Annotated in this window: 13 protein-coding genes; 9 read left to right on the top strand and 4 right to left on the bottom strand. The window is 70.0% G+C overall.

Annotated features, from left to right (window positions below):
• Positions 1–4: 4 nt before the first annotated feature.
• The 4 genes from ABDJ85_RS02245 to ABDJ85_RS02260 all read left to right on the top strand — a co-directional run bounded on the left by ABDJ85_RS02245 (position 5) and on the right by ABDJ85_RS02260 (position 4,750).
• The gene (locus ABDJ85_RS02245) at positions 5–1,999 is read left to right on the top strand and encodes an acetyl/propionyl/methylcrotonyl-CoA carboxylase subunit alpha (protein WP_347703098.1); all 1,995 of its coding nucleotides are present in this window, start codon (positions 5–7) and stop codon (positions 1,997–1,999) included.
• A 123-nt stretch (positions 2,000–2,122) separates the two neighbouring features.
• Positions 2,123–2,599, top strand: a complete 477-nt coding sequence (locus ABDJ85_RS02250; RefSeq protein WP_347703099.1) for a nucleotidyltransferase — start codon at positions 2,123–2,125, stop codon at positions 2,597–2,599.
• 3 nt (positions 2,600–2,602) lie between these two features.
• A complete protein-coding gene (locus ABDJ85_RS02255) occupies positions 2,603–3,541 on the top strand; it encodes a hydroxymethylglutaryl-CoA lyase (RefSeq protein ID WP_347703100.1) in 939 nt (312 codons plus the stop codon).
• A gap of 18 nt (positions 3,542–3,559) precedes the next feature.
• Entirely contained in the window at positions 3,560–4,750 is a 1,191-nt protein-coding gene (locus ABDJ85_RS02260; RefSeq protein WP_347703101.1) for an ROK family protein, read from the top strand.
• On the opposite strand, the gene cysC is transcribed toward ABDJ85_RS02260, so the two are convergent.
• Positions 4,735–6,447 carry an adenylyl-sulfate kinase gene (gene cysC, locus ABDJ85_RS02265; RefSeq protein ID WP_347703102.1) on the bottom strand — a complete coding sequence of 571 codons (1,713 nt, stop codon included), beginning with the start codon at positions 6,445–6,447 and terminating at the stop codon, positions 4,735–4,737. The two genes, ABDJ85_RS02260 and cysC, sit on opposite strands and share 16 nt — an antisense overlap.
• A 287-nt stretch (positions 6,448–6,734) precedes the next feature.
• On the opposite strand from cysC, the gene cysQ reads away from it, so the two are divergent.
• From cysQ to chrA, 3 genes are read left to right on the top strand one after another with little or no spacing between them, the layout of a single operon-like run.
• Positions 6,735–7,499, top strand: a complete 765-nt coding sequence (gene cysQ, locus ABDJ85_RS02270; protein ID WP_347703103.1) for a 3'(2'),5'-bisphosphate nucleotidase CysQ — start codon at positions 6,735–6,737, stop codon at positions 7,497–7,499.
• A gap of 49 nt (positions 7,500–7,548) precedes the next feature.
• Complete coding sequence (locus tag ABDJ85_RS02275) at positions 7,549–8,562, top strand: sulfotransferase family protein (protein ID WP_347703104.1); 1,014 nt, start codon at positions 7,549–7,551, stop codon at positions 8,560–8,562.
• A 29-nt stretch (positions 8,563–8,591) separates the two neighbouring features.
• The gene (gene chrA / locus ABDJ85_RS02280) at positions 8,592–9,821 is read left to right on the top strand and encodes a chromate efflux transporter (protein ID WP_347703105.1); all 1,230 of its coding nucleotides are present in this window, start codon (positions 8,592–8,594) and stop codon (positions 9,819–9,821) included.
• Between the two features lie 25 nt (positions 9,822–9,846).
• On the opposite strand, the gene ABDJ85_RS02285 is transcribed toward chrA, so the two are convergent.
• Positions 9,847–11,823, bottom strand: coding sequence for a PEP-CTERM sorting domain-containing protein (locus ABDJ85_RS02285; RefSeq protein WP_347703106.1), 1,977 nt, complete (start codon positions 11,821–11,823; stop codon positions 9,847–9,849).
• Between the two features lie 161 nt (positions 11,824–11,984).
• Here ABDJ85_RS02285 and xylB point away from each other — a divergent pair, with 161 nt between their 5' ends.
• On the top strand, positions 11,985–13,451 hold the full coding sequence (gene xylB / locus ABDJ85_RS02290) for a xylulokinase (protein WP_347703107.1): 1,467 nt from the start codon (positions 11,985–11,987) through the stop codon (positions 13,449–13,451).
• 235 nt (positions 13,452–13,686) lie between these two features.
• On the top strand, positions 13,687–14,394 hold the full coding sequence (locus ABDJ85_RS02295; protein WP_347703108.1) for a LiaI-LiaF-like domain-containing protein: 708 nt from the start codon (positions 13,687–13,689) through the stop codon (positions 14,392–14,394).
• Positions 14,395–14,577: 183 nt separating this feature from the next.
• Here ABDJ85_RS02295 and ABDJ85_RS20325 read toward each other — a convergent pair whose 3' ends face one another.
• A complete protein-coding gene (locus ABDJ85_RS20325) occupies positions 14,578–15,285 on the bottom strand; it encodes an alpha/beta fold hydrolase (protein WP_430765508.1) in 708 nt (235 codons plus the stop codon).
• A 26-nt stretch (positions 15,286–15,311) separates the two neighbouring features.
• Complete coding sequence (locus ABDJ85_RS02300) at positions 15,312–16,874, bottom strand: peptide MFS transporter (protein ID WP_347703109.1); 1,563 nt, start codon at positions 16,872–16,874, stop codon at positions 15,312–15,314.
• Positions 16,875–16,967: the final 93 nt, after the last annotated feature.

A 16,967-nucleotide genomic window follows, 5' to 3' on the forward strand; every position in this document is an offset into this window, starting at 1 on the left:
CTGCATGTTTAGCAAGATCCTCATCGCCAACCGGGGCGAGATCGCCTGCCGCGTTGCGGCCACGGCGCGCCGGCTGGGTGTGCGCACCGTCGCCGTGTACTCGGATGCCGACGCCGGCGCCGCGCACGTTGCTGCCTGCGACGAAGCGGTAGCGATCGGGCCTGCAGCGGCGCGTGAGTCCTACCTGAACGCCGAGCGCGTGATCGCGGCGGCGCTCGCCACCGGGGCGCAGGCCGTGCACCCGGGCTATGGTTTTTTGTCCGAGAACGAGGGCTTTGCGCAGGCCTGTGCCGACGCGGGCCTGGTCTTCATCGGGCCGCCGGCTGCGGCCATCCAGGCTATGGGGCTCAAGGCCGAGTCCAAGCGCTTGATGGAGGCGGCGGGTGTGCCGCTGGTGCCCGGCTATCACGGGGCCGACCAGGACCCCACCCACCTGCAGCGCGAGGCCGAGGCCATCGGCTACCCGGTGCTGATCAAGGCCAGTGCCGGCGGCGGCGGGCGGGGCCTGCGCGTGGTGACGAGGCCCGAAGACTTTGCCGCGCAACTGGCGGCCTGCCAGCGCGAGGCCCTGGGCAGCTTTGGCGACGACGCCGTGCTGATCGAGCGCTATGTGCAGCAGCCCCGGCACATCGAGATCCAGGTGTTTGCCGACCGGCAGGGCCAGGTCGTCCACCTCTTCGAGCGCGACTGCTCGGTGCAGCGCCGGCACCAGAAGGTGCTGGAGGAAGCGCCCGCCCCGGGACTCTCGCCCGAGCTGCGCGCGCGCATGGGCGCGGCGGCCGTGGCGGCGGCGCGGGCCGTGGGCTACGTGGGCGCGGGCACGGTGGAGTTCATCGTCGAGCAGGCCCCGGAGGGCGGCATCCGCGACTTCTTCTTCATGGAGATGAACACGCGGCTGCAGGTCGAGCACCCGGTGACCGAGGCCGTCACGGGGCTGGACCTGGTTGAGTGGCAGCTGCGCATCGCTGCCGGCGAGCCGCTGCCGCGCAAGCAAGACGAATTGCGTCTGAATGGCCACGCCATCGAGGCCCGCATCTGTGCCGAGCAAGCCGAGGCCGGCTTCCTGCCCGCCGTTGGCCGGCTCGACGTGGCGCGCTGGCCCGCGCATGTGCGCTTTGAGCGCGGCGCCGTGCGCGTGGATGCCGGCGTGCGCGAGGGTGACGCCATCAGCCCGCACTACGACTCGATGATCGCCAAGCTCATCGTCTGGGGCGCGGACCGAGCCCAGGCCCTGGCCCGGCTCGATGCGGCGCTGGCAGCCACGCACCTGGTGGGCCTGCACACCAATGTGGCCTTCCTGCGGCGCTGCATCGCCACGGCCTCCTTCCGCGAGGCGCGGCTCGACACGGCCTTGATCGAACGCGAGCGCGCCGCCCTCTTCGACGCCCCGGGCCTGCCGCTGCCGCTGGCACTCGCCGGCCTGGTGGCGCAGCTGCGCGCCGTGCAGACGGCAGCGGCAACGTCAGACCCCTGGAGCCGGCGCGACGGCTGGCGCCTCGCGGGGCCGGCCACGCAGTTCCTGCGCGTGGCGGTGGGCGAGGCGGTGCATGAGGTGCAGGTCCAGCACAGCCCCAGCGGCGAGTTGTGGCTGTGCGTGGGCGGCGAGCGGCACGTGCTGCAGGTCCAGTCCAACGGCATCGAGCAGCACCAGCTCAGCCTGGGGGGCCGCACCGCCCAGTTGCACACCTACGCCCAGGGCGACAGCGTCCACGTCTTTGCCGACTCTGGCAGCGCCGTGCTGCGCTGCGTTTCGCCACTGGCGGTGGTCAGCCACGAGGCCCAGCGTGGCGGCCTCAACGCGCCCATGCCGGGCAAGCTCATCGCCCTGCACGTGGGGCCCGGCGACCGCGTCCAGGCCGGCCAAACCGTGGCCGTGATGGAGGCCATGAAGATGGAGCACACCCTCAGCGCCCCGCGCGACGGCACCGTGGCGGCTGTCCACTACGCGGTGGGCGATGCGCTGGCTGAAGGCGCCGCGCTGTTGGCATTGGAGGGCTGACAATGCCGACCATGCAGCCCATCGTTCGAGTTGCCAAGCGCGGTCGTCAGACGGCGGAAGACTTGGCCTTTTGGCGCTCGCGCCCGGTCGCCGAGCGCCTGGCGGCCGTGGAGCAGCTCCGGCTTGAGCACGCCGGCTTCGCCGACCACCCCGATGCTGAACCGCGACTTCAAAGAATTTGCCGAGTTGCTCAACGCGCACGGCGTTGAGTACCTGGTGGTGGGCGGCTATGCGCTGGCCGCGCATGGACATCCGCGCTACACCGGTGACATCGACTTCTGGGTGCGCCCCGACGCGCTCAACATCGAACGCCTGCTGCTGAGCCTCCAAGCCTTTGGCTTCGCCTCGCTCGGGCTGAGCGCTTCGGACTTTGGCGCCGACACCGTCGTCCAGCTTGGGCAGCCGCCACGCCGCATCGACCTGCTCACCGCCATCGACGGCGTGGAGTTCGACGCCTGCTGGGCACGGCGCGAGCAGGTGGATGTCAGCGGACTCAAGCTGTACGTGATCGCGCTGGACGACTTCAAGGCCAACAAGCGAGCCACAGGCCGTTTGAAGGATCTGGCCGACCTGGAAAGCCTCGACGAAGGCGAGGCTTGACCCATGCTCCCCACCCACGTCACCCTTGTCGAGGTCGGCCCGCGCGATGGGCTGCAGAACGAAGCGCAGCCGGTGGCCACGGCCGACAAGGCGCGGCTGGTGGGCTTGCTGCAGGACGCGGGGCTGACGCAGATCGAGGTGACCAGCTTTGTGAGCCCGAAGTGGGTGCCGCAGATGGCGGATAGCACGGCGGTGATGGCGGCGGTGATGGGCTCTATCGAGCGGCGACCCGGCGTGCGCTATTCGGTGCTGACGCCCAACCTCAAGGGCCTCGAAGCGGCGCTGGCCGACCCTGCCACACGACCTGATGAAGTGGTGGTGTTCGGCGCGGCCAGCGAGGCTTTTTCGCAGCGCAATATCAACTGCTCGGTGGCCGAGAGCATCGAGCGCTTTGCGCCGGTGGTGCAGGCCGCGCACGTGGCCGGGCTGCGGGTGCGGGCGGCGCTCTCGTGTGCGCTGGGCTGCCCGTATGAGGGCGAGGTCTCGCCCGACGCGGTGGAGCGCGTGGTGCGGCTCTTCAAGGATCTGGGCGTGGACCACCTCGGCGTGGCCGACACGATTGGCGTGGGCACGCCGCGCCGCGTGCAGGCGGCCATGGAGCGGGCGCTCAAGCACTTCCCGCTGGGCGAGGTCAGCGGCCATTTCCACGACACCTATGGCCAGGCGCTGGCCAATGTCTATGCCTGCCTGGAGATGGGCGTGCATGTGTTTGACGCCAGCGTGGCGGGCCTGGGCGGCTGCCCCTATGCCAAGGGCGCGACGGGCAATGTCGCCACCGAGGACGTGGTCTACCTGCTGCAGGGCCTGGGGATCGAGACGGGCATCAACCTGGACCGGCTGGTGGATGCCGGCGCCTTCATCTCCCAGGTGCTGGGCCGCCCGCCGGTGTCGCGCGTGGCGCGGGCGGTGCTGGCCAAACGTCAGCCCCCAGGTCAAGCATGAGCGCCACCTCTGCCCCCCGTGACGGGTGACCAGCGTCTGGTCAAGCACATCAACCGCGTGGCCTTGCTGCGCCTGCTGCGCGAGGTGCCTGGCCTGTCGCGTGCCGAGCTGGCCGACCGCAGTGGCCTGACGCGCTCCACCATCAGCCTGCTCACCAAGGAGCTGATCGACGAGGGCTGGCTGGTGGAGGACGACGCCGTCGTCACCGGGCAGCTAGGCCGCCGGCCGGTGCCGTTACGGCTGGATGGCTGCGGCCTGGCCCTGATCGGGGCCGAGCTGACGCCCGATGCGCTGCGCGTGGTGACCACGTCCATCCATGGCGAGGTGCTGGAGTCGCGCAGCGCTGAGCTGCGCGACCAGGCGCCCGAGGCCGCCTGCCGCCAGTTGGTCGCGATGGTCACCGTGCTGGCTCAGCACGTGATCCAGGCTGGCCAGCAGGTGCTGGGCATCGGCGTGGCCCTGCCCGGCGCGGTGGACGCGGCGCGCGGCGTGCTGCAGCTGGCGCCCAACATCGGCTGGCGCGATGTGCCGGTGGGCGAACGCCTGCGCGCCGAGCTGGCGGGTGCGGGCCTGGATGCGCTGCCCGTGTTCTGCCAGAACGAGGCCGACCTGGCCGCCATTGGCGAGACCGAGTTCGGCCCCCGGCCGGCCGACAGCCCCTTGATCTACATCTCCTGCGGCGTGGGCCTGGGCTCGGGCATCGTGCTGGGCCACACCTTGTTCACCGGCGCCACCGGCGCGGCGGGCGAGATCGGGCACACCACGCTGCACGTGGGCGGGCGCGTCTGCTCCTGCGGCCGGCGCGGCTGCGCCGAGGCCTATGTGGGCCTGCGCGCCATTGCCGAAGCCGCTGGCCTGCGCCCCAAGGGCGGCAGCCTGGACCACGCCGGCCTGCGTGCGCGCATGAGTGCGGGCGACCCACAGGCCAGCGCCGCCTTCCGCGAGGCCGGCGAGCACCTCGGGGTGCTGCTGCAAAACGTCTGGACCACCTTCGACCCGCGCGCCATCGTGCTGGGCGGCGAGGTGGTGAGCCTGGGGGGCAGCGCCTTCGTGGAGCCGGCACTCGCCACCTTGGCGCGCTTTGCGCAGGCAGCCGGCGTTGCTGCGCCCCAAGTGCGCGTGGGCCGCTTCAATGAGCTGGCGGCCGCGGTGGGCGGTGCCGCCTATGCGCTGCACGCGCTGATGAACCCGTATCAGGCGCGCGGCTGAGGGGCCTGGGCCGCCGGTGCGTGCAGCACGGGCGCAAAGGCAGCACGCACCGACGCAGCCGTTGCTGCATCGCCGGCGCCCAGCATGCCGCGCGCCAGCAGCAGGGCCACCACGGCATCGGCCGCCATGTCGGCCGTGCCCCGGCTGGTGTCGAGCCGCAGCTCCGGGTGCTCGGGCGCCTCGTAAGGCGCGTCGATGCCGGTGAAGCCCTTGAGCTCGCCGCGCCGCGCCTTGCGGTAGAGGCCCTTCACGTCGCGCTGCTCGGCCACGGCCAGCGGGGCGTCCACAAACACCTCGACGAACTCGCCCTCGGCCAGCAGGTGGCGCGCCAGGTCGCGCTCGGCGCGGAAGGGCGAGATGAAGGCCGTGAGCACGATCAGGCCGGCGTCCACCATCAGCTTGGCCACCTCGGCCACGCGGCGGATGTTCTCGGCGCGCGCCGCGTCGCTGAAGCCGAGGTCACGGTTGAGCCCGTGGCGCACGTTGTCGCCGTCGAGCAGGTAGGTGTGCTGGCCCAGCGCATGCAGGCGCTGCTCGACGAGGTTGGCGATGGTGCTCTTGCCCGCGCCCGACAGGCCGGTGAACCACAGCACACAGGGCTGCTGGCCTTTGAGCGCGGCGCGGGCCTGCTTGTCGATGCTGACGGCCTGGCGGTGGATGTTGGACGCCGCGCGGCAGGGCGACACCAGCATGCCCGCCGCCACGCTGCGGCCGCTGGCCGCCTCGTGCAGCGAGAACATGCGCAGCGGCCCCAGGGCCGACGAGGGCTCGAAGGCCACCGGCGCATCCAGCCGCAGGCGCGCCAGCAGGCCGCGCCCGGGGTCCTGCTCGTCGGCGCGCAGCTCCTGCACATGCACGCGGCGCAAGCGCTGCGCCGGGCCCAGGCAGAGCTGCCAGTCAGCGGTTTCGCTCAGCGTCTGCCGGCCATCGCAGATCAGCCGCACCTGGAACTCGTCCTCGGACTCGACCGGGTCGTTCGCGGCCGAGATCAGGTCACCGGGCTCGACCTCGGCGTCGCCTTCGAGATCGAGGGTCACGACATCGCCGCACAGGGGCATGGAGTTGCCCACACCAATCACCGCCCGAACCACCAGCACCTGACCCGAAGGCAACAGGCGCACGCGCTCGCCTGGCGCCACCGAGCCCTGCAGCAGCTCACCCCGCACGGCCAGGCCCGCACCCGGCAGCACGGCCTGGACCTGCAGACGCAAGGGGCCGCTGAGGAAGGCGGCCCGCAGACCCGTCATCTGCAGCAGCGTGCGCCCGAGTTGCTGGGCGCAGGCCTCCATCTCACCCACCCACACGGTATGCACATGGTCCAGGCCCAGCGCGGCAGCCTGGGTCTGGATGTGGGCGCCCATCTTGCGGGCCACGTCCTCGCTCAGGTCGAGCAAGAAAGCCAACGGCTCATTGCCCAGCAGGGCCGCTGCTTGCAGCACGCCCATCAAGGCGGTGTAGCCGGCGCTCGGTTCGTCCACCAGCACCAGCAACTGGGCCGAGCGACGCCGGCCTTCCAGCAACGAGAGCGCGGGCGAGCGCGCCTCGCCCAACTGCCAACGCCAGCGCCCCAGCGGGCTGTTGGCCAGCAGCTCGAACACGCCCTGCACACGCCAGCTCGGGCCCGCACCGCCGAGGTCATGCACCCACAGCTGGCCGGGCGGCTGCTCTTCGGCCGCTTCGCGCTGGAGCCACGACATCAATGTGCCCACCCCGCGAGACTGCATCTTTTCCATCGCGCTTTCTCCCTGCCCACCGCCTGCGCGGCTTCGCTGTTTTGCGATTGCTATCGCCAACAAAGTTAGCGGATGTCCGAGGGCCTCGGCACTGCGGCACGCCCTAGCTGGTAAGGCTGCTAGGTCGGGCATGTTTCGTCACATTCGCGCCGGCTCGGCGGCCCAAAATCGTCAGCGCCGGTCCTCGGGTTTCAGCGACATCGAGGCGGCTGTATTGCTCAGTTGCAAGCCTTGATCAGGGGAGACAAGACGTGGACATCACGCCCACTTTGCTGGCGGCCGTCGAGGCCATTTGTCGCCGTGCGGGCGACGCGATTCTTGAGGTCTATGGCAGCGACTTCGAGGTCAAGGGCAAGGCCGATGCCTCGCCCGTCACGGCCGCCGACGAGCGCGCCGAAGCCCTGATCACGCCGGCCCTTGCGGCCCTCACGCCCGGCATCCCCATCGTGGCCGAAGAGGCCGTGGCGGGCGGTGCGCTGCCTGATGTGTCGGGCGGCCGCTTCTGGCTTGTGGACCCGCTGGACGGCACCAAGGAATTCATCTCGCGCAACGGCGAGTTCACCGTCAACATCGCCCTCGTCGAGCAAGGCGTGCCCGTGCTGGGCGTGGTGCTGGCGCCGGCCCTGGGGCGGCTCTACACCGGCGCACGCGGCCTGGGCGCGTGGGTCGAGGACGAACACGGCCGCCGCGCCATCCAGTGCCGCACGGTGCCCGAGGCGGGCCTGGCCGTGGTGGCCAGCCGCTCGCATGGCGATGCGGCGGCGCTCGACGCCTTCCTCGCCGGCCGCAAGGTGGCGCAGCTGGTCAGCGCCGGCTCCTCGCTCAAGCTCTGCCTCGTGGCCGCCGGCCAGGCCGACCTCTACCCCCGGCTCGGCCGCACCATGGAATGGGACATCGCCGCCGGCGACGCCGTGCTGCGCGCGGCCGGTGGCCTGGTGCGCTGCGTGAGCAGCCACGAGCCGCTGCGCTACGGCAAGCCCGGGCTCGACAACCCCCACTTCTACGCGGCGGCCTGAACGCCACCCCGCATCGCATCAGTCCCCCGCTTTACTCAAGGAGCACCCCATGAAGATCTTCATGATCGGCACCCAACGCTCGGGTTCCAACCTCTTGCGCCTGATGGTCAACCAGGCGCCCGACATCGCGGCCCCGCACCCGCCCCACATCCTGGAGCGCTTTGCGCCGCTGCTGCCGCTGTATGGCGACCTGAGCGTGGAGGGCAACTTCTGCCGCCTGCTGGACGACGTGGTCCACATGGTCGAGGTGAACCCCGTGCCCTGGGGCGTGACGTTCGACCGCGCCGACATCCGCCGCCGCTGCCGCGACAACAGCCTAGTGGCCATCTTCGGCTCGGTCATGGACCGCATGGCCGAGGCCCAGGGCAAGCCCGACTGGATGTGCAAGTCGCTCGCCAATGTGCACTTCCTGCCCGAGATCGAGCGCTACTTCGGCAGCGAGGCCCGCTACCTCTACCTGTACCGCGACGGGCGCGACGTCTGCCTGTCCTTCATGAAGGCCGTGGTCGGCGAGAAGACGGCCTTCCACATCGGCCGGCAATGGAACGTCGAGCAGCAACTGGCCCTCAAGTGCGGCGAGCGCGTGCCCGGCGCGCAGTACTTCTCGCTGTCCTACGAGACCCTGACCGGCAACCCCGAGCCCGCGCTGCGCAAGCTCTGCGAGTGGCTGGGCATCGAGTTCCGCGCCGAGATGCTCGACTTCCACAACTCCGACGAGGCCGGGCGCACCGCCTCGTCCGGCAAGATGTGGGAGAACGTGCGCAAGCCCGTGATGGCGGACAACAGCCGCAAGTGGCTCAAGGGCATGACGCAGGACCAGATCATCGACTTCGAGTCGGTGGCCGGCGACTCGCTCACCGCGCTGGGCTACCCGCTGGAGTTCGTGGGCAAGACCTGCCCCGCCCGCAGCTACGACGACGCCGCCGTCGCCGCGCTCGATGCCGAGAACAAGCGCCTCAAGGGCACGGCCCGCGAAGAGCTCTCGCCCGAGGACGCTGCCGCCCGCAAGCCGCAGGAAGACCTGCTGGCCCGCATCCGCAGCCGCACGGCCCAGCCGGCCTGACCCCAGCCCCGCCCCAGCCAAGGCCCGCCATGTCCAGCAGCTCCGCCCCCACGACCCCGTCCACCGAGACGCCCGGCTCCGTCCCCTACAGCCCGCTGCGGCTGCTGGCGGATTGCATCGTGCTCGGGCTCACGGCCTGGGGCGGCTTCATGGCCCTGCTCGCGCAGGCGCAGCAGCGCTTCGTGCGCCAGCGCGGCTGGGTGCTTGAGAAAGACTTTCTCGACCTCATGGCCCTGGTCACCATGCTGCCGGGGCCGCAGGCCGTCAACGCCCTGGCCGTGATGGGCCACCGGCTGGGTGGCTGGGTGGGCTTTGCGGCGGCGCTGGCGGGCATCGTGCTGCCCAGCTTCTTCATCATCCTGGCACTGTGGTGGGGCTATGCCGCGCTGGCCGGCCACCCGCAGCTGCAGCGCGCGCTGATGGTTGGCGTGCTGCCGCCGCTGGCCATGATCCTGGCGCAGACCGCCTGGAACCAGTCCAAGAAAGCCACCCCCCAGCCGCGCGACAAGGCCCTGGCCGTGGCCGCTGCCATTGCGCTGCTGGTGCTGCCCTTCTGGTCGGCGCCCATCCTGGTGCTGGCCAGCGGCGGCGTGATCGCGCGGCTCTTCTGGCCCGCACCGCCGGCCGCGCCCGCGCCCACCAGCCCCGCCATGGGCCCGGCGCAGATGCTGCTGTGCCTGGTGCCGGCGGCGCTGGCCGTCTTCCAGTTCGTGCCGGCCCTGCTGCCGCAGGACGTGGTGGCCCGCCTGGGCCTGGCCTTTGCCGGCATCGCCACCACGCTGTTCGGCGGCGCCCTCGTGATGGTGCCCTTGCTGGAAGGCCTGATCGTGGACCACCTCGGCTGGCTCAGCCACGCCGGCTTCACCGCCGGCCTCGCCGCCAGCCAGCTCACGCCCGGCCCCATCGTCGGCATCGCCACCTTCACCGGCATGGAGATCGCCGGCTGGGGCGGCGCCCTGGCCGCCACCATCGGCGTCTACACGCCCACCGCCGTCATCGCCGTGGGCGTCAGCCACGCGGCCGACCGCCTCAAGGGCCTGCGCTGGTTCCAGCACGCCATGGTGGGCGTGCGCTGCGCCGTGGTCGGCCTCATCGCCGGCGCCGCCATCACCTTGTGGCTCAAGCTGCCGCTCAGCACTGCGCCCATCGCCTGCGCCCAACTCACCGCCGTCGCCCTGCTGCTGGTGTTCAAGTTCAAGCAGCCGCCCTACGTGAGCATCCCGGTGGGGATGGGGCTGGCGTGGCTGTTGATGGGCTGAAGTCCGCCGCGCCGCCTGGGCTGCTTCAATGAACTGACCGGCGCCGCCAAGCCAACAGGCCCGCCGCGCCAAGCCAGAGTGCCCAGCTGGCAGGCTCGGGCACGGCCGATACGCCGTCGTTCAGCGACACCAAGCGCAGGCCATGGCCGCCGGCCTGGGGCTGCAGGTCGTAGCTCCAGCCGGCCTGCAGGCCCTGCACCTCCACGGGCGTACCGTCCAGACTGAGCTGGCCACCCGCCTGCAACATCTCAAACACATCGCCGGCCTTGGGTGCGAAGCCATTCAGGAACTTGAGCTGCACGCGCCCGCCGTGCAGCTGCAGGTTGCCCGTGACCTGCAGCACGTCGTAGCTGACGCCGGCGTCGTGGCCGGCGATCTCCAGCTCCAGCACGGCCTGGCCGCTCAAGCTCACATCGCCGTCGATCAGTAGCAGGCCCGGGCTGGCGCCGGGCGTGATGCGGCCGTCGGCACCCATCACATCGGCGTGGATGCTGCCGCGACTGCCGCCGATCACACCGCCCGCACCCAGGCCGATCAGTCCCCCTGACACCGAAGCCCCGTTGTGCACGGAGAGCTTGCCGTTGAGCACCATGTCGGTAAAGCTCAGCGTGGTGCCGCTGTCGTGGACCGCCAGGCTGCTGCCGGCGTCAATGGAGATGAGGCTGCTCACCTCCACCGTGCTGCCGCCGCCAACATCCCACTGGCCGCTCTTGATCACGTCGATCAGCGGCTTGCCGTCGATATCGCGTGTCTCGGTGACGAGGGCGGTCACCGTCGCGGTGGCGAGCGTCACCCGGGCGTTGTTGAAGCGCGCAACGCCGGCCTGCACGGCGAGCGCGTTGACGCCGCCGTCGCTGCCCGCATCCCAGCGCGCACCGTCGCGCAGCTCCAGCGTGCCACTGGGCAGCACCTGGAAGCCGACGTTGGACATGCGGCTGCCCGCGCCCTCGACGCGCAGCACCGAGCTGTGGTTCAGATGCCCGTTGCCCAGGCTGATGACGGTGGGGTCCTCGCCCACCAGGGCTGCGCCACCGCTGATGGTGAGCTGCCCATCCCCTGACGTGCCGACGTTGACGGCGCCACCGCGCAGCACCAGTTGGCTGCCGATGCCATCCACGATCAGCTCACCCCGCGTGCCCGCGTGACCCCCGACGGTCACGCCCTGGGTGCGCAGCACGGCGCCGTTGTTCACGAGCGCGCTGCCATGGGCCCCGGCGGCCGTGCCGCCCACGGTCAAGAGCGAGAGATCGACGACGCTGCCGGTGCCCGACACCTCCAGCCGCCCGCCCGCAGCGGCGATGAAGGAGCCGAGGAAGACGCGATCGGTCTTGAGCACCGCGCCGCCGGCCACCCGCAGCAAGCCGTCGGTGCCAAAGCCACCGGTGCCGGCAAACACACTGCGCAGCCCTGTGCCTCCCATCAGCAGCTGGGCGCCGTTATCCAGCACGAGGCTGGCGGCACGGTTGCCGCTGCCGATGCGCACGTCGCCCGCGTCGGCCCGCACGATGCCGTTCAGCAGCCGGGTCTGCCCGCCCAGCACCGACAGCGCCGGGGCGCCAGGGGGCAGGTCGTTGTTGGTGAGGCGCAGGCTGTTGCCGTTCATCTGCAGGCTGAGGTCGAGCCCCGCGCTGACCGAGGCCCACGAGCGGCTGGCATTGAGCGCCAGCACCAGCTGCGTGCCAGGTACGCGGGCCGGCGTGTCGGCGCTGAATTCCACCTGGGTCACGCTCACCGGCACCGGGTCGTCCGGTGCGTCGGGGGACTCCCACAGGCTCTTTCGCGTGTCCACCACGCCCTGCGCCGGGCCGATGTAGCGGGACAGCTGCGGCGGTGGGGGCGGCGGTGGCGGAGGCGGCGGGGGTGGGGGTGGTGGCGCCGGACACGGTGGCGCCAAACCGCAGCCACAGCCGCCTGGCCCGGGCGCGCATAGCGCGAGCACCGGCGGTGTGATCTGGACCGTCAGCATCAGGGCGGCGATGCGGGCAAGCGTGCGTGGGCGCATGGGGGCTCCGTGGCGTTGAAGGCCCGGAGTCTTGCCGGCCTCCGTCTCCGCACCATCTCAGGCGCCGCAGGCCTGGCTCGGGAATATCCAGATGATTCGCCGGCCAAATTAATGTCCAATGCGGGGTTCTGACCTCCGAATCGCTTCAACAAGGAACACGCATGTTTTTGGGCATTGATCTGGGCACCTCTGAAGTCAAGCTGCTGCTGATGGCCGAGGACGGCAGCATCGTCGGCAGCGCGGGCGAGGCGCTCAGCGTCTCGCGGCCGCAGCCGCTGTGGAGCGAGCAGCTGCCGACCGACTGGTGGGCCGCCACCGAGAAGGCCGCCGCCCGCCTGCGCGCCGAGCACGGTGCCGCCTGGGGCGCGATCCGCGGCATCGGGCTCTCGGGCCAGATGCACGGCGCCGTCACGCTGGATGGCGACCTGCAGCCCATCCGCCCCGCCATCCTCTGGAACGACGGCCGCTGCGCCGCCGAGTGCGATGAGCTGCTGAAGCTGGTGCCCGACCTCCACGCCCGCACCGGCAACCTGGCCATGCCCGGCTTCACCGCGCCCAAGCTGCTGTGGATGAAGCACCACGAGCCCGCGCTGTTTGCGCGCGTGGCCAAGGTCATCCTGCCCAAGGACTACCTGCGCCTCAAGCTCACGGGCGAGCTGGCCAATGACATGAGCGACGCCGCCGGCACGCTGTGGCTCGACCCCGCCAAGCGCGACTGGGACGACACCCTGCTGGCCGCCACGGGCCTCTCCCGCGCCCACATGCCGCGCCTGGTCGAAGGCAGCGATGTCTCGGGCACCCTGCTGCCCGCCGTGGCCGCCGCCTGGGGCCTGCCGAGCAGCGTCGTCGTCGCTGGCGGTGCCGGTGACAACGCCGCCAGCGCGGTGGGTATCGGTGCGGTCGAGCCCGGCCAGGGCTTCATCTCGCTGGGCACCAGCGGCGTGATGTTCCTGGTGACGGACGCCTTCCGCCCCAACCCCGGCCGCGCCGTGCACGCCTTCTGCCACACGCTGCCGCAGCGCTGGCACCAGATGACGGTGATGCTCACCGCCGCGTCGGCCCTGGCCTGGGTCACCAAGCTGCTCAAGGCCGAGAACGAGACCGCCCTGCTCGCCCCGCTGGAAGCCGGCGAGAAGGTCTCGGCCCAGTCACCCATCTTCCTGCCCTACCTGTCGGGCGAGCGCACGCCGCACAACGACGTGCACGCCCGCGGCATGCTCTTCGGCCTTGACGCCTCGCACGGCCAGACCGAGATCGCCCACAGCGTGCTTGAAGGCGTCGCCTTCGGCATGGCGCAAGGCCTCGCCGCCCTGCGTGACGCCGGCGCCACCGTGAGCCGCCTGGGCCTCGTGGGCGGCGGTGCCCGCAGCGCCTACTGGGCGCAGATGCACGCCGACGTGCTGGGCGTGGAGATCGAGACCTTCACCGGCGGCGCCCAAGGCGGCGCCCTGGGTGCTGCCCGCCTCGGCGCTCTGGCCACCGGCGCCAAGGTCGCCGACGTCTGCAAGGCCCCGCCCACCGCGCGCATCTTTGCGCCGGACGCCAGCCGCAGCAGCTTCTACGCGCCGCGCCTGCAGCGCTTTGATGCGCTGTATCCGCGCGTCAAGGATCTGGCGCTGACGCTGTAAGCGCTGCCCCTCCAAAGCAAAGCCGCCGGTGGCTCAGGCCCCGGCGGCTTTTGCTTTGTGTGCCTGACTGGGGGCTGTAGGCAGCGAGCCCCAACGAATTCCGCCGATGGAGATGTTGGGGTTCGCTGCGCGATCTGTCGATTCACCTCCGCCGCTGTCGATTCGTCGCAAGCCCGTCGGAGCATGGACGACTGGAGGGTCCACTGGCGTCATCCACCACCCCACGGAGCCTTCTATGCAAAGCCTTCAACTGCGCCATGAGAACCAGGGCAGCCATCCCGCGTACCGCATCTTTTTCGGATTGGTGATCGTTGCGGCCGGTACTGCGGCGCTGCTCGGCCAACTTCGTCTGATCGAGCTGCCGGCGCTGCATCAGTTCTGGCCCTTGGCGCTGTTGCTGGGCGGCCTGGCCCGGCTGGCCTTCGCCGGCAAGGCCGGCAACGGCTGGGTCGGCGCGGTGCTGATCGCGGTCGGCGGCGTGCTGATGGCACGCAACCTCGGCATCGCCGACATCACGATGCGCGACGCTTGGCCCGCATTCGTCATCGCGGCAGGCGTGGCCCTTGTGATGCGCGGCCTGAGCTCCCAACACGCTGGCGCCGTGCTGCTGCCGGGCGACCGTCTGGACCTTGACGCCCGGTTCAGCAACTTGCGCCAGCGCAGCGAGTCACGCAGCTTCCGGGGCGGACGCATCGAACTGGGCTTCAGCAACCTGGAGCTGGACCTGACCGACGCCGCCCTGGACGGTCACGAGGCCGTGCTGGACTTCGACGGCCACTGCAGCAGCTTGACGCTGATCGTCCCGAAAGGCTGGCAGGTGGCCGTGGAGCTGGACGCGCTGCTCGGTAGCGTCATCAACCGCACGACATCACCGGCCGCCACGGCACCACGCCTGGTGTTGCGCGCGCGGACGCGCTTCGGCAGCGTTGAAGTCCGGCACTAGGTCCGTTTCTCCCGAGTTCCGGCAAGTGGACGGAGGGGGCTCAACCATTCAGCGATACGACACCCGCGAGGGCGCCTGAAACGTTGGTGCCTGCGGTTCCCCCTTCGACGGTCCTACGGCGCCGGGACGCGGCGAAAAGCAGGAGGGGGGGCAGGCCACCGTGTGCCCCTACGGGCTCGCGCATCAACGCCTATGCGCCTGCAGATGACTCACGAAGCCCTCTACTGCACGAGCCGCCTCATCTGGGCGCGTCTGCAAGAGAAAGTGCGGCCCAGGAAGTCGGCACACCTGTATGGCCCGTTGGGCAGCGAGCATGCGGCGCATGGCTCGCTCAGGAACCACTAGGTCCGCAGCAGCCTGAAGGTACAAGACAGGCATTTGAACTTGCCGCAACTTCGCCAGAACATCAACCCGCAACGTAGCAAGCGCACGGACAGTGGTCACCGACGCAGGCAACGACGCAAGAACCCGCGCGAGTTCACGCTGAAGCGCAGGATCGAAATCGCGACCCATCAACGCTCGTCCAATGAGCCAGATCGGTAGCAAGCTCTGAGGCACCCAAGGCAATACCGGTGCAAGCCACCGAAGCGCCGGGCGCGGGCAGTCGGCGAAGGTGCAGCACAAAACCAGACCCGCCATACCCTGAGGACTGCGAGCCGCCAACTCGATGCCAATAGGCCCAGAGAAGGACTCAGCGAGGACGCAGTACTGCTCGCCGCTGGGAAGACGCTCTGCTACCCAGTCCGTGAGTTGCGCGTAGTTCAAAGGCCGATCACTTGGGTATCGGACGACTTGCGCGTTCAAGTGTGGCGACAGGCATCGGACGAAAGGGGAGAAGAAATCGCCGCTCCCATCCATGCCTGGCAGCAAGACGAGGGTAGTGACCACCATGTATTCGCTACACGAGGTCACAGGCCTCAATGCACCCCATGCATCCACCGCTTCATCAGCGGCGTCATGGCCATGAGCACGAGGCCGGCGGCGACGGGGATGGCGGTGAAGATGAGGAAGAAGACGGACATCGAGTAGGCCTGTGAGACCTGGTCGATGTAAGCGCCGACGGAGCCGCCGAGCTTGTGGGCGATGGCGGCGTTGAGGTACCAGAAGCCGAACATCAGGCCCAGCAGGCGCACGGGCGCGAGCTTGGAGATGTAGGACAGGCCGACGGGCGAGACGCAAAGCTCGCCCATGGTGTGCAGCAGGTAGGCCAGCGTCAGATACATCATGCTGACCTGGGCCGTCTTGGCGCCGGGGGCGATGCCGGCCGAGCCCAGCGAGAGCACGGCGAAGCCGAGGCCGAGCAGGATGAGGCCGACGCCGAACTTGACCGGGCCGCTGGGGTTCCATTTGTCCTCCCACATCTTGGAGAACATCGGCGCCAGCACGACGATGAAGAAGCTGTTGAGCACGCCGAACCAGGTGGCAGGCACCTCACTCTGGTCCATCGCGAACTCGCGGCCCAGCATCCACAGGCACAGGCCCCAGATGACGGCAAAAGCCACAGCCAGGCTGAGGTTGGCCAGCCAGACCTTGCCACCGGTGCCCTGGTAGAGCTTGAACAGCAGCCAGGTGAGCAGGGCGGCTGGCACCAGGGTCATGGCGGTGTTGATGAGCTTGAAGGCCAGGCCTGCAGCGCCGACCAGGGTGCGGTCGGTGTAGTCGGCCGCAAAGATGGTCATGGAGCCACCGGCCTGCTCGAAGGCAAACCAGAAGAAGATGGTCGAGAGCGAGAAGACGATGACGGCCTTGAGGCGGTCGGCCACGACATTGGCCGGCGGTTCATCGGCCGGCACGGGCGCCGCAGCGTCCTTGCGCTCGACGCGGTCGCCGATCGTGCCGAAGAGGCTGCGCGAAAAGTAGAACTGCAGCGCCCCGAGGATCATGAAGATGCCCGCGAGGCCGAAGCCGAGGTGCCAGGACACCTTCTCGCCGATGTAGCCGCACAGCGAAATGCCGAAGAAGGCGCCGGCGTTCACGCCCATGTAGAAGAGCGTGTAGCCGCCGTCGCGGCGGCCCGAGTCGTCCTTGCTGTAGAGCTGGCCGACGAGGGCGGAGATGTTGGGCTTGAAGAGGCCGGTACCGAGGATGACGAGGCCGAGGCCGGCATAGAAGCTCGGCACCGTGTCGAAGAAGAGGGTGATGTGGCCGGCCGCGATGACAAAGCCACCAAGCAGCACCGAGCGGCGCGTGCCCAGCAGGCGGTCGGCGATGTAGCCGCCGATGATGGGCGTGAGGTAGGCCAGCGAGGTGTAGGAGCCGTAGAGGTTCTGGGCGTCGGCCCGGCTCCAGCCCCAGCCGCCGCTGCTGGCCTCGGAGACCAGGAACAGCACCAGCAAGGCGCGCATCCCGTAGTAGGAGAAGCGCTCCCACATCTCGGTGAAGAACAGAACAAACAGGCGACTGGGCTGGCCGAGGATGTCGGGGCCGGCTGCCGCCACGGAAGCGCCGGTGGGCGCGGTGGAGCTTGCAGAGGTGCTCAAGATGGGTGCCTGAACGAAGTGGATCGTTGCCAGGACGGGTGTGCCCGGGCGCGAGGCCTCGATTGTCCCGCTGCGGCAGCAGGTGTCAGTGGC

It is taken from the genome of Roseateles paludis, from assembly GCF_039872745.1.
In the GTDB taxonomy this organism is placed as follows: Bacteria; Pseudomonadota; Gammaproteobacteria; order Burkholderiales; family Burkholderiaceae_C; genus Pelomonas; species Pelomonas paludis.